Source organism: Anoxybacillus sp. J5B_2022 (assembly GCF_026847645.1).
GTDB lineage: Bacteria > Bacillota > Bacilli > Bacillales > Anoxybacillaceae > Anoxybacteroides.
Genome location: NZ_JAPSMC010000005.1, coordinates 54,649 through 68,036, shown reverse-complemented (window position 1 = coordinate 68,036; position 13,388 = coordinate 54,649). Strand labels below are relative to the sequence as shown.

Here is a 13,388-nt window from a genome sequence, read left to right as displayed (position 1 = left end):
GAGGTGATAATCAATGCTAGTAAACAAAGCGTATAAATTTAGAATATATCCAAATAAGAAACAAATTGAATTAATTAATAAAACATTCGGCTGTTCTCGATTTGTTTTTAACTTCTTTTTAAGCAAGCAGAAAAACAAAGATAACTATTGGTATATCGTTGAAGAAATGGTTCGAAACGGACAACTTCCCTCGAACAATTGGAAAGGCGAATACTTTAATAAGAATCAGTCCATAAAAGAACTCCCTAAATTAAAAAAGTATTACCCTTTCCTAAAAGAAGTAGACAGCATTGCCTTGCAAAAATCTGTTGAGAATCTAGGCAATGCTTTTGATCGATATTACAAAAAACAAGGAAGTTATCCATGCTTTAAGTCAAAAAAGAATCCTGTTCAGTCTTATACAACAAAATACACTAACGACAACATTGCCATTGATGGAAACAAAATTAAATTGCCAAAACTGGGATGGGTTCGTTTTGCGAAAAGCCGTGAAGTCAAAGGGCACATTTTAAATGCAACGATTAGGCGGAATCCATCAGGCAAATATTTCATCTCTATTGGTGTCGAAGCTGAAGTTTCAGAACTTCCAAAAACAAATTCTGCCGTTGGTATTGATGTAGGACTGAAAGATTTTGCTGTTCTTTCGGACGGAACGACATACTCAAATCCTAAGTTTTTTCGAAAATTAGAAGAAAAACTGGCGAAAGCTCAACGGATGATGAGCAGACGAAAAATTGGCAGTTCAAACTGGCATAAAGCTAAAATTAAAGTTGCCCGCATCCATGAGAAAATCACCAATGCAAGGAATGATTACTTGCACAAAATCTCCACCGAGATTGTCAAAAACCACGACATCATCGGCATGGAAGATTTGTCTGTAAGCAATATGCTGAAAAATCATCACCTTGCAAAAGCCATTAGTGAAGTATCATGGTCACAGTTTAAAACCACGATTGAATACAAGGCGAAATGGTACGGCAAACAAGTTGTTACGGTTGCGAAAAATTTTCCATCCAGTCAGCTTTGTTCTTGTTGTGGTTACCAAAACAAAGACGTTAAAAACCTCGGATTACGTGAATGGGAATGCCCGAAATGCCACGCAAAGCATGATAGAGACCTTAATGCAAGCATTAACATCAAGAATGAATCGTTAAAAATTTTAACAGCTTAAAAGCTATTAAAATTGCAGGAGACTATCTAAGTCGTTTGTACTGCCGAACCGTAGGAACTACGGGGGTAGCCTGCTTAAAACTAGAGGGATGCCTCGGTGTTCGCAGGAATCTCCCGCTTCAAACAAACCGTAAGGTTGTTAAGCGGTGAGTAGTTCAATTTAACAGAAAAGGTGTCCTTGGCTGTTTCGGACACCTTCTCACTTTTTAAACGTACTAAGCAATCCTTTCAGCACTCCGTTTGCCTGATGGACCGTATTGATCATTTGTCCTACCGTATTCATCATTTTGTTAATGTCGTACGTTCCGTCAGAAGTTTTAAACTGCGACATAATCGACGGAAGTCCAGACGCCGGCGGTTTTAACATTGGGCTTGGTTTCGGATACGGCGTCATGTACGGAGAATGTTGCCCCATCATCGGCCAGTGTGGCGGCTGCTGCTGGTACGGATGCCAGTTGGCAGGTGGATGATGTGGCCAATGGGAAAACGATGGTGGAAACGGAGCGCGCTGCGGATATGAATATGAATGCGGATATTGGTACATATATCTCCCCCTCTTTCTATATCACCATTGTATGCATTGTATAGGCGGAAGGTGCGCGCGGACATGTCACAAGTTGTCGGAAGTTTCAATTTTTTGAATTTATTTAAATGCTCTATTTTTATGATAAGATGTATAAAAACACGAACTGATGAAGGGGGATGCACGATGAACGCGACCGAATTAAAAAACAAATTCATCGCCACGAAAAATTACGAACCGACTGACTTGAACGAACTGCTCGATTTTGCGCGCCAACTATATTTACGTGGCGAGATCACCATCTCCCAATACCGCGACATTACTCGTGAACTCGAATTAGCGGGGGCTTACAAACCAGAACAGAAAAATGAATATGTGGGGCTATAATCGGGAGGGTGCTCCCGTTTTTTTATGTATGATTCATCGCTCTTTGTGACAAAGTAATGAACAAGGGGGTGGCATGATGGGTAGAGGCGTTCATTTTCACCATAAGCGAAAAGGACACGAACACGAACCGCCAAAACACGGTAAAAACGTTCCGCCGAAACAGACCGAGCGAGTCGAGTACGAAATTGGAACGGTGGCGACAGAAACGGGCGGCCCAGTTTCCATTAAAGTCAAAAAAAACGAGTAACGATAAAAACGGCTTCCCTTTCTATCATAGGGACAGCCGTTTTTCCGTTCGGTTTGTTTACTCATCAAACAAAATGCAATTTTGATGGCACAAATACGTTTTGTTCTGTTTTCTCGTCCATTTTTTGTTCTACTGCGTCTAGCTGCTGTTCGAGCTTTCGAATATGCGTTTTCTGATGCCCGCACTGTTCCTTTGCAAAATCGTCAATGACGTGATCCATTTTCGCTTCGACTTGCTGCATTAATTCTAAAATTTCCCCCAACTGTTTTTCCACTTCCTCTTTTTTTACCCACCGCATCGTCATTCCTCCCATCTCCGTTTGCTTTTAAACATTCGCCATTTCTTCTATGCTCCCTTCCCACTTGACAAAACTAGAACCATTTCGGCAAAGAAAGTCGTCTTTTCCATTTCTTCGTGCAATTTCGACATTTTCTTTATACACCCTATTCCTCCTCACCTATGGTATAATAAAAACCATTCAAAGGAGGGACAGGCTCATGTTCAACTACCCTAGCGGAAAACGATACAAAGCGAAAGAAGAGCAGCCAATCCACCGCTTTCATCCGAACTACGGAAACCGCGGCATGACGCTAGAAGAAGACTTAAATGCAACGAACGAATACTATCGGGCACACGGCATTGCGGTCATCCATAAAAAACCGACGCCGATTCAAATTGTCCGCGTCGACTATCCGAAACGGAGCGCGGCCGTCATCAAAGAGGCGTACTTCAAACAAGCGTCCACAACGGACTACAACGGTGTATACCGCGGCAAATACATCGACTTCGAAGCAAAGGAAACGCAAAGCGTAACGTCGTTTCCATTAAAAAATTTTCATGAACATCAAATTCACCATATGAGACAAGTACTCGCACATGGGGGAATTTGTTTTGTCATTTTGCGTTTTTCCGCGCTTGATGAAGTATATTTATTAGATGCTTCCCACTTGCTCACCTTCTGGGAACGCCAACAAGTCGGTGGTAGGAAATCAATTACAAAAAAGGAAATAGAAATGTGTGGACATTACATTTCACTTGGCTACCAACCACCAATTGATTATATTAAAGTAGTAGAATCCATCTACTTTTAAAGAAAGGTAGGATTTTTATGTCTGGTGACTATCGTTCTCGTGTAGAACGGAAACAAGCAACAAAGCAAGTAAAATCAAAAAAAGCGAAAAAACGAAAAACGAAATCGGCCTTCAAAATGATTGTACTGACACTCGTCATTTTCATGATGCTTAGTATCATCGGCGGTATCGCTGCGTTTGCCTACTTTGTCAAAGACGCTCCGCCGCTTGATGAAGCGAAAATTAAAGACCCGCTCTCTTCAACCATTTATGACATGAACGGCCGTAAAATTGCTGAATTAGGTGGACAAAAACGAACATATATTTCGTATTCCGATATTCCAAAAGTACTGGAAAATGCTGTGTTGGCAACGGAAGATGCCCGCTTTTACCAGCATCATGGCGTTGACTTCATCCGCCTCGGCGGAGCTGTTCTAGCTAACTTTAAAGAAGGATTTGGTGCGGAAGGCGGTAGTACAATTACCCAACAAGTTGTGAAACTGACCTTCCTGTCGCGGGAAAAAACGTTAAAGCGGAAAGTGCAAGAGCTATGGTTAGCGCTTCGGCTTGAACAAAAATATTCAAAGCATGAAATTTTGGAAATATATTTAAATAAAATTTATTATTCTAACGGTGTTTACGGCGTCGCGAAAGCCGCTGAATATTACTTCGGCAAAACGAACTTAAAGGACTTAACGCTTCCGGAAGCGGCGTTGCTTGCTGGACTTCCGCAAAGCCCGAACAACTATAACCCGTATGAACGTCCAGAGGCCGCAAAACAACGGCGCGACATCGTTCTCTCGTTAATGGCAGAACACGGCTTTATTACAAAAGAAGAAGCGGAAAAAGCGAAACAAGTGCCGATTCAATCGATGCTCGTCGATCGAAAAAAACATAATCAATCCGCGGCGATTCCGTACGATTCTTTTATCGACGAAGTCATTAAAGAAGTCACCGATCAAGCGAACGTCAACGTATATGAAGACGGATTAAAAATTTATACGACGCTTGATCCAGATGCGCAAAGCTACGTCGAAGATTTGCTCAATTCAAACGATCTATTTACAGATAAAAAAGATTTGCAAGCGGCGATCGCTTTGATCGACACAAAAACAGGCGAAATACGTGCACTTGGCGGCGGAAGAAATGAAGAAGACGTGACATTCGGCTTTAACTATGCAACACAGCGTGTCGGACAGCCGGGCTCCACGATTAAACCGATCTTAGATTACGGTCCAGCGATTGAGTATTTACAATGGTCGACCGCTCATCAACTCGTGGACGAACCATACCAATATTCAAACGGAACGCCAATTAAAAACTGGAACGGCACGTACGAAGGTCCGATGACGATGCGAATGGCGCTCGCGAAATCGCGCAACATTCCGGCGCTAAAAGCGTTGCAAGCGGTCGGATTGGAGCGAGCGAAGCAGTTTGCGAACAAACTCGGCATGGGTTTTGACAAAATTTACGAATCGTACGCCATCGGAGGCCTCGAAAAAGGCGTGTCTCCGCTGCAAATGGCCGGCGCTTACAGCGCGTTTGGCAATAACGGCGTCTATATTAAGCCGCATGCGGTAACGAAAATCGTCTTTCCGGACAATACGGAAATGGACTTGACGCCAAAACCGAAAGTAGCGATGAAAGACTATACCGCGTATATGATTACCGATATGTTAAAAACGGTCGTTCAATCCGGTACAGGAACGTTAGCGAACGTGCCGGGCCTACATGTAGCTGGAAAAACAGGAACAACAAACTATCCGGAAGATGTCGCGCGACAGTATGGGCTGCCGAGCAACGCTGTTCCGGACAGCTGGTTTGTCGGTTATACGCCGAACTACACCGCTGCCGTATGGACCGGCTTCAGCAAACGAAGCAGCACAGCGAATTTGTCGATATATGAACAAAAGCTGCCGCGCCTATTGTTTAAAAAAGTCATGGCGCATGTAGATCGAGGCGGAGAGGATTTCCCAATGCCGAAAAGCGTCGTGAAGCTACCAATTAAAAAAGGATCCAATCCGCCGCAGCTGGCTGGAAAATTTACGCCGAAAGACGAAATTGCATACGAATGTTTCGTGAGAGGCAGCGAGCCAACCGAAACGGCAAAAGACGAACAGCCGATTGCACCAACAAATTTACAAGCAACGTACGATCCGGCAGCGGATGCTATTTCATTAACTTGGCAATATGATAATGATCTAGAAAATGTTGCATTTGAAGTGCGTATAAAAAATGACAAAGGCGAAACGGCCGTGCTTCCGGCGACTAATTTATCGTTAACGATCAGCCGCCCAACGAAAGGCGCGGTTTACACATTTGAAGTATATACGATCAGCAAAGACGGACAAGTGAAAAGCGAACAGCCAGCGACTGCGACCTTACAAGTGCCGGACGACCAACAAAACAGTGAAACAACGCCTCCGCCCGAGCAAAATGGAAACAACAATAACGGATCGACAGACGGAACGAACAACGGAAGCAATAACAACGGTAACGGTGGAAGCAATAGCAGCGGTGAACAAAATAGTAATGGTGGCGGAACGGATGGCAACACCATCCCGACTAATCCGACGACACCGCCAACACAAAATAACGACAATAACAACACAACCGGAAGCAATTCGACAAATCGGATCGGAAAAAGCCTCCTTCCGTCATCCGGCGACGGATCGACGATTTCCATCCCATAAAAAAGCGGAGACTACTCAAAAATTTATTACCTTATCTTCTGAAAAAAGGGATGTCAGCGCGACATCCCTTTTTTCATCATTACTAATTTTTTGAAATAAAGCTTCTCTGTTTCGGCAAATAGCTCACTTAATTGAATAAATGAATGGTATAGATCGCAGCGGGCAAAGATGAACTGAAGCCGCTCGACCACGTTGACCGGTTTGAGTGCCAACGCTTCTACTTCCTTTTCCCACTCACGTACATTTTGCACTCGCTTTCCGTTCAGCCAACATAAGCAGACGAGCAAATACGACAATCCGCGAATCATCGGCTCGCGCGCTCTGGCTCGATCTTTTTTGGCAAAATAAGTTGCCAGCGCCTCCTTTTCTTCTTGCCAAAGTTCGAATACCGGAGGAAGCGACTGCTCAATTTGTTCCCATGGTGGCGGAGTAACACCAATTAAATCATAGTAAAAGTATACCGTTTTCATCAGCTGTGGAAACGGTACATCGTTCCTCTCTTTTATTTCATCCCCAGCGCAGAAAAACAGCGGATGAACAAATTCATTTGGCACTTGCAACGCTCCCACCTCACTGTTTCATGCGTTTTTTTCCTTCGCGGCACAGCTCAAGGAGCGGACAAATGTCGCATTTCGGTGCTTGCGCTTTGCAATGGTAGCGCCCGAAAAAAATCATGCGGTGATGCGTAATCGACCATTCTTCTTTTGGAATTTTCCGCATGAGCGTTTCCTCGACTTCTAGCACCGAATCTTTCCAGCGACAAAAGCCAAGCCGCTTACTGACCCTCTCGACGTGCGTATCGACGGCAATTGCCGGAACGCCAAACGCCACCGAAACGACGACATTTGCCGTTTTCCTGCCGACGCCCGGCAATTTCATCAGCTCATCGCGATCGTTCGGCACTTGTCCGTTATATTTTTCGATTAACATCGCACATAACTTTTGGATGTTTTTCGCCTTATTTCGGTATAGCCCGATCGAGCGGATGTCTTGTTGGAGTTCTTCGAGCGAAACGGATACATAGTCTTCTGGCGTTTTATATTTTTCAAACAGCTGCTTCGTGACTTTGTTGACGAGCGCATCGGTGCATTGCGCCGATAAAACGACAGCAATTAATAATTCAAACGGATTGCGGTGCACGAGCTCACAATGAGCGGTAGGGAACATTTCCCCCATTTTATCTAAACAATACCGAATTTGTTGGCGATTTAACAAAAAAATCCTCCTCTCTTACATAGAAAAACGAGAGACCGCGCCTCTCGCTTACGACTCAAGCCAATTATAAAACGTCACTGTCTGTTTGTGTTCGGTCTGTGATGATGGTTGCTTCGGTTGATGTTTGCGAAATTTTTTTCCGTAATCTTTCGCCTGCTCAATCGTACGGACGCCGTTCTTCTTCCATTCGAATAAAATGCGGTCAATGTAGCGAAAGTTCAATTTTCCGGACAGCACCGCCTCGCGCAGCGCCGCTTTAATAATCGCAGGATCATGCTCGTCTTGGTCCATCCACATCGTTAACGTTTCACATTCAAACGGAGAAAGCGGACGGCCAAATTCCTGCTCAAACATCGTATACAAGCTTTGTTCCTCTTCCTGCCGTCCGGCTCGCTTTTCATTGGCCGATTGGATGAGCAAGTAATACACAAGCTTTTCCCAAAGCGGTTTCAATGAGTATTTTTCGATGCGAACCGCTCGTTCATCCATCTGTTCTTCGATGGACACAAACCCTCTTTGCAATAGCTTTCGCAACGTTTCCATGCATTGTGCCGGCGTCAGCGTCATTCGCTCCGCCAACTCCATTGGCGTTGGGAATGCGATTCCTTCTTCGAGAAACGAATGTAAATGCAATAACAACATAAACTCGACTTCCGTTAAGCCGAGGCCTTTATAATGATGCAATAACAGCTTCGGAATTGCGATGCTTCCTTGTGCCAGCCATTCCGCCATTTTCCCTTTATCCATCGGAATACACCTCAACTTATAGTATAACACAACACCCGCCATACCTATATAAGTTGCAATAAAGAATTTCTGATTTTTCGTTTCCTTTTTCATCTAAATACAAACCGATATGATATAACGTGATAAGTGATCCGCTGGATGTAAAACAAAACTTCAACTTATAATAGATAAAAATCCCCCATCACCGGGGGATTTTCTTATGGATAAAGACGGTTTAACAAACGCGGGAACGGGATCGTTTCGCGGACGTGTTCGACGCCGCAAATCCAAGCAACGGTGCGCTCTAACCCTAGTCCAAATCCAGAATGTGGAACAGAGCCGTATTGGCGCAATTCTAAATACCATTTATACGCTTCAAGCGGCAAGTGATGCTCCTCTAAGCGCTGTTTCAACAGCTCGTAATCGTGAATGCGCTCCGAGCTCCCAATAATTTCGCCGTATCCTTCCGGCGCAATTAAGTCGGCGCAAAGCACGACGTCTGGGCGGTTCGGATCTGGCTGCATGTAAAACGGCTTTAATTGCGTCGGATAGTGCGTAATAAACACTGGTTTATCGAAGCTTTCCGCAATCGCTGTTTCATGCGGCGCTCCGAAATCGTCGCCCCACTCGATGTCGTCGAATCCTTTTTCGTGAAGAAGTTGAATCGCCTCATCATACGTGATGCGTGGGAACGGCGGTTGAATGCGCTCGAGTTTGGACGTATCGCGGCCGAGCGTTTTTAGTTCAAGCGAGCAGTTTTTCAAGACAGATTGAACGATATATGACACATATTGTTCTTGTACTTTTAAGTTGTCTTCAAACTCGTAAAACGCCATTTCCGGCTCGATCATCCAAAATTCGATTAAATGGCGGCGCGTTTTCGATTTTTCGGCGCGGAACGTCGGCCCGAACGAAAACACTTTTCCGAGCGCCATCGCTGCTGCTTCCATATAAAGCTGACCGCTTTGGGAAAGGTAAGCGTCCTCGTCGAAATACTTCGTATGGAACAATTCCGTCGTCCCTTCCGGTGCACTGCCGGTTAAAATCGGTGGATCCACTTTCACGAAGCCGTTATTGTTGAAAAACTCGTACGTCGCCCGAATAATTTCGTTGCGAATTTTCATAATCGCGTGCTGACGCTTCGAACGCAGCCATAAATGGCGGTGGTCCATTAAAAACTCGACACCGTGCTCTTTCGGTGTAATCGGATAATCGACCGCTTCATGAATAATTTCGATATTCGTCACGGCAAGTTCATAGCCGAACGGGGAACGCTCATCGACGCGGACCGTTCCCGTCACATATAACGACGTTTCTTGTGTGATCGATTTCGCTAATTTAAAAATGTCTTCCGATACTTGCGATTTTTCGACGACTCCTTGAATGAAGCCTGTCCCATCGCGCAACTGCAAAAAGGCGATTTTTCCGCTTGAACGCTTATTCGCCAACCAAGCGCCGATCGTCACTTCTTGCCCTACATATTTGCTTACTTCAGCAATTGTTGTTTTCACCTGCAAGTCCCTCCAAAACTTGTTCGAAAAACTATGTATGCATAGTTTACATTATACCTTTCGACAAAAAATCAAGCAAGATGAAAGAAAAGCGAAGGAGAGCGCCTAATTTTGCGCATGTAAAAATAGGTTTTATATTAGTTATTTGTCCGAAACATTTTTTCGGTCATTCTCATTTAATACAATAGGTGCGAAAGCATAAAATATATGAAAGGAAGGTAATATTATGGCTTGCTTATGTAATGGAGGATTATTTCCTCGTTTGTTTAGCACACAATTTAGAGCAGTTGCTGATAATGTCACTATCCCAACAACGGCTGGTACCACTACAGTGCTTACTCTTCCACCGATCGCTACGCTTAGCACTGAATCTCCCAACGACTAAAGTCGTGGGGTTCTTGCGTACAGAAGGGCTTCTCATGCACCTGCGTACAGAACTCACCCTTGTTCCGCAAGACTTTCATGGGCAAACACGCTAGGGTGCTTTGCGCCCTGTGCGCCCGATTCAAGACGCTTTTTACGATATTTATTATACACCCATGCTACCGACAAGCTGGTTATCCGATTTTAAACATTCTATTTCCTTGTCGTGCAAACATATAAAATGACTCCATCTTTCTAAACATTTTTGTCGATCTATTTCTTTTAAATTGTCTCTAACATTCATGATTAAAAATGCGCTGTATAAATCACGCTGGACTTTGCGTCCGTCTATTTTATGCCATCGTTGAGAAAGTGTTTTTTTGTTATACTCATCGTTTTGATGGTCGTATTGACTTGCTTTTACACGCATTGTATCAATAAAATGAAGCGTTCTGTTTTCATATTGTAACTTTTGGTTTAATATACTCAAAAACAAACTTGGCGCGCGATTCGCAATGCTTTTACCAAATCGCTTTTTCTTTTTACATTTGCCGTTCACATCCACTTTCGTTTCTTTGGCTCTTTTTTGAAGTGCTTTGAAGTTCATTGTTTCTACTTTGAAACAATCGCCAAGCGTAAGCATCCAGTTAGCCAGTCGATGGTGGTCTTGTTTTCTTTTGTCCGCCATTTTTCGTTGTAGTTCGACTAACTCGTTACGTGTTTTTATATAGTTTTTGCTCCACATCCATTTTTCTTTGTTGTCTTTTTTTATGGTGCCATCTTCATTGTATTTATGGGGATTATTTGCTCGTCTTTGGCGGTCTAGTTTGCGAAGAAGCAATCGTTTCTGTTTTTCCATGTTTTCTACGCTTGGCGCGAGAACAAGTAGCTTTACGTCGCGCGATGAACAAACAGCGATTGTTTGTGTACCTATGTCTATACCAACGTCACCTTGACCAAGTGGATGCTTGATTTCTCCTGTTTCTTTATTGGCTTTTTTAGGCGGGATGCCTTCAAGGACAAGTTGAATGTAATACTTTATTTTTCCTCTTATTCGCTTACGTAGGATACGGCAATACTTTACTCGATCTTGTAAAGCGATAGATGCATATATGTCGTTTTTGCGAATAATGACAGGAATAGATAATCCATTCCATAAAAGATGACCATCTTTAAAACGAATGCCTGTGTCGTTTGATTTCCCTTCTACCGAATCCATTTCGTTATGTTTTTTGAAATACACTTGCTTAGCATCTCCACATACAAGTTTTTCAAACGCCAACCATGCTCTTGTAGCGATTTTTTGCGCTGTGTTCGAGTCGATATGTTTTTTAAAAGGGGATCGCATTGGCTTGATAAAATCGTGCATCGCATATTCGCCGATGCCATACGAACGGTACAGTTCAGTCAATATTTTGTTTTTTTCTTTTGATGTTGGTTGTTGAATCCCTTGTTTATATTCGCGATCGTGTTGTAATTTTTTATATCGCTTCATGCATTCACGCAAGCAAGCATTATATAACTTTCTTGCGATTTCGAATCGCTTTTCAAGCACATGTTCTTGCCATCTTTCTGTTTTTAATGGTAGTGTCAACACATAGCTTTTTGTGTTTGATTTTGCCAATGCGATACACCTCCCTTTACACATTTTTTTGATTTTCAATATATTGCTTTACGGCATCTTCTGAAATATGACCAACTGTGCAACAAAAATAACTTCTCGTCCATAACGACGGTAATCTGCTTTTTAATGAAGGGTATTTTTCTCTTAATATTCGACTGCTTTTGCCTTTAAACGCTTGAATAATCTTATGCAAATGTTGTCGTGGGTCAAAAGAAATAAACAAATGAACATGATCGGGCATAATCTCCATCGCTTTCATTTCTACATCATGTTCTTTGGCAACTTCATAAAAAATTTCTTTTACATCTCGTTCAATATCTCCAACTAATACTTTTCTACGGTACTTTGGACAAAACACAACATGATATCGATTGAGATACACAATCCCTTTTTTATGGGTGTATTTTTTGGTTTCCAAAATCAATCACCTCTATATTAAATATACCATAAATATTAGATAAATGAAAATTATCTAATAAATTGGTTCATCACCACAACATGTACTTGACAAGCGGGGGATTTTCTTGAGCCGCCGTGTACGAAAAATCTGATTTACTGATTTTTCCTTATAAGTACAGAGAAGGCGTGTTCTGAAATAGTCAAGTACAACTTTCGGTGAAGAGCCAATAAATTTATTTAAAAAATACGCAATTCCTCCCCATGCCTAAAGGCAGGGGCTTCCTTGCGCTCCTTTTGTGATAAAGTGAAATTAGATTCCATGGTTGAATTAGCAATTGTATCGTTACACGGCTGTTGATTATCCAAAATTAGGCATACTCCTCCCATATATTCGGGCATACTCAAATAAGACAGCTGCCATCTCGGATTTCCATTCGAGAGGAAGTTGTCCAGAGAAAAAACGACGGACAAACGAAAGAAAGGAAAGAGACGAGGTTGTCCGTTTTTCCGTTCGATGATATAGCCATCTCCATAACACATAAGCGATCAATGCCGCAAAGAGCTGGTTGTATACCGCGTGCTCGTTAGTGCCAAACAACGTTGGAACGTTTAGGTATTGCTTTACCCATCGGAAAAAACACTTCCACCGTCCAACGTTCTTGATACATCTCGGCAATCTTTTCTGCCGATGCCCCCAAGACGTTTGTGACGACACGGATGTCGTGCCCCTTCGCATCCTGAAAAATCACGACGCGATGGCGCTTCTTGGAACGACATTGTTTCGTTCCTAGCTGACAAGTAAAATCCGCCACAATGAAAGAGGAGGAAGGAAGTCGCTTTAGGCTCTTTTTCTGATGAATCTCCACATTGTCTTTCATCCGAATCACAAATGGTTGCTTCTGTTCGACAAACCGATCGAGGCGTTCGATTTTAAAGTACGCTCGATCTTCGACAAGAACCGATGGCACGTCTGTGAGCTGCTCTCCCACCGGTCCATCGTGGCGCAACCCTACGGTTTCTACGATGTCGCTCGGCATTTGTTGCTCAGGGGAATACGCGACGTGCATGTTCACTCCGGATCGTTCCCCATGATAGGGCGCCCATGTAAGGCGGTTTTTCCCCACGGTGACGGTCGTGGAATCTACTACACGCAATGCTTTTGGAAAGCGAAGCGAACGGCGGGTTTGGCGATTGCATGTCGAAACCACCAAAGCAAATAAGCGTTTCATCACGTCGTACGGAACTTCTTTCGCTTTCTTAGAAACCGTCGAGTAATGAAACGTCGGCAATCCATACATCTTCGCCACATCGGCACCATGACGGAAACTTTTCCATTCGTGGAGTGCCGCCAACAGAAAAAAGTCAACCAACGTACGCACCGTAAACGTCCGCGAAGTGTCATGGTAGCCAACGGCTTCGATCATCGATTGGAGATCTTCATCCGAAACCATTTTTTGCAT

The 13,388-nt window shown here is 43.4% G+C and carries 13 protein-coding genes and 1 pseudogene; 5 read left to right on the top strand and 9 right to left on the bottom strand.

Annotated features, from left to right (window positions below):
* The first annotated feature begins 13 nt into the window (after window positions 1-13).
* Window positions 14-1,171 (top strand): IS200/IS605 family element RNA-guided endonuclease TnpB, encoded by a 1,158-nt coding sequence (gene tnpB, locus M4I42_RS02760; protein ID WP_268850718.1) that lies wholly within the window; start codon window positions 14-16, stop codon window positions 1,169-1,171.
* A 198-nt stretch (window positions 1,172-1,369) separates the two neighbouring features.
* Here tnpB and M4I42_RS02755 read toward each other — a convergent pair whose 3' ends face one another.
* Window positions 1,370-1,714 (bottom strand): YppG family protein, encoded by a 345-nt coding sequence (locus M4I42_RS02755; RefSeq protein ID WP_268850717.1) that lies wholly within the window; start codon window positions 1,712-1,714, stop codon window positions 1,370-1,372.
* Between the two features lie 165 nt (window positions 1,715-1,879).
* On the opposite strand from M4I42_RS02755, the gene M4I42_RS02750 reads away from it, so the two are divergent.
* Together M4I42_RS02750 and M4I42_RS02745 are read left to right on the top strand one after the other, a co-directional pair.
* Window positions 1,880-2,080: a YppF family protein gene (locus tag M4I42_RS02750; protein ID WP_268850716.1), complete on the top strand. Its 201-nt coding sequence runs from the start codon at window positions 1,880-1,882 to the stop codon at window positions 2,078-2,080.
* A gap of 76 nt (window positions 2,081-2,156) precedes the next feature.
* Complete coding sequence (locus M4I42_RS02745; RefSeq protein WP_268850715.1) at window positions 2,157-2,327, top strand: hypothetical protein; 171 nt, start codon at window positions 2,157-2,159, stop codon at window positions 2,325-2,327.
* A 64-nt stretch (window positions 2,328-2,391) separates the two neighbouring features.
* On the opposite strand, the gene M4I42_RS02740 is transcribed toward M4I42_RS02745, so the two are convergent.
* Window positions 2,392-2,625, bottom strand: a complete 234-nt coding sequence (locus tag M4I42_RS02740) for a hypothetical protein (RefSeq protein WP_268850714.1) — start codon at window positions 2,623-2,625, stop codon at window positions 2,392-2,394.
* Between the two features lie 199 nt (window positions 2,626-2,824).
* On the opposite strand from M4I42_RS02740, the gene recU reads away from it, so the two are divergent.
* Together recU and M4I42_RS02730 are read left to right on the top strand one after the other, a co-directional pair.
* Window positions 2,825-3,418, top strand: a complete 594-nt coding sequence (gene recU, locus M4I42_RS02735; protein ID WP_268850713.1) for a Holliday junction resolvase RecU — start codon at window positions 2,825-2,827, stop codon at window positions 3,416-3,418.
* A 17-nt stretch (window positions 3,419-3,435) separates the two neighbouring features.
* Window positions 3,436-6,090: a PBP1A family penicillin-binding protein gene (locus M4I42_RS02730; protein ID WP_268850712.1), complete on the top strand. Its 2,655-nt coding sequence runs from the start codon at window positions 3,436-3,438 to the stop codon at window positions 6,088-6,090.
* 53 nt (window positions 6,091-6,143) lie between these two features.
* Here the strand turns inward: M4I42_RS02730 and M4I42_RS02725 are convergent, their stop codons facing one another.
* The 7 genes and pseudogenes from M4I42_RS02725 to M4I42_RS02695 all read right to left on the bottom strand — a co-directional run bounded on the left by M4I42_RS02725 (window position 6,144) and on the right by M4I42_RS02695 (window position 13,388).
* A complete protein-coding gene (locus M4I42_RS02725; protein ID WP_328284579.1) occupies window positions 6,144-6,644 on the bottom strand; it encodes a YpoC family protein in 501 nt (166 codons plus the stop codon).
* Between the two features lie 16 nt (window positions 6,645-6,660).
* Window positions 6,661-7,305, bottom strand: coding sequence for an endonuclease III (nth, locus tag M4I42_RS02720; protein WP_268850710.1), 645 nt, complete (start codon window positions 7,303-7,305; stop codon window positions 6,661-6,663).
* Between the two features lie 48 nt (window positions 7,306-7,353).
* The gene (locus M4I42_RS02715) at window positions 7,354-8,052 is read right to left on the bottom strand and encodes a DnaD domain-containing protein (RefSeq protein WP_268850709.1); all 699 of its coding nucleotides are present in this window, start codon (window positions 8,050-8,052) and stop codon (window positions 7,354-7,356) included.
* 197 nt (window positions 8,053-8,249) lie between these two features.
* On the bottom strand, window positions 8,250-9,542 hold the full coding sequence (gene asnS / locus M4I42_RS02710) for an asparagine--tRNA ligase (protein ID WP_268850708.1): 1,293 nt from the start codon (window positions 9,540-9,542) through the stop codon (window positions 8,250-8,252).
* 529 nt (window positions 9,543-10,071) lie between these two features.
* On the bottom strand, window positions 10,072-11,274 hold the full coding sequence (locus tag M4I42_RS02705; protein ID WP_268850707.1) for a transposase: 1,203 nt from the start codon (window positions 11,272-11,274) through the stop codon (window positions 10,072-10,074).
* Window positions 11,275-11,545: 271 nt separating this feature from the next.
* On the bottom strand, window positions 11,546-11,947 hold the full coding sequence (tnpA, locus tag M4I42_RS02700; protein WP_268850706.1) for an IS200/IS605 family transposase: 402 nt from the start codon (window positions 11,945-11,947) through the stop codon (window positions 11,546-11,548).
* A gap of 339 nt (window positions 11,948-12,286) precedes the next feature.
* Window positions 12,287-13,388 (bottom strand): annotated as a pseudogene (locus M4I42_RS02695) (IS4 family transposase).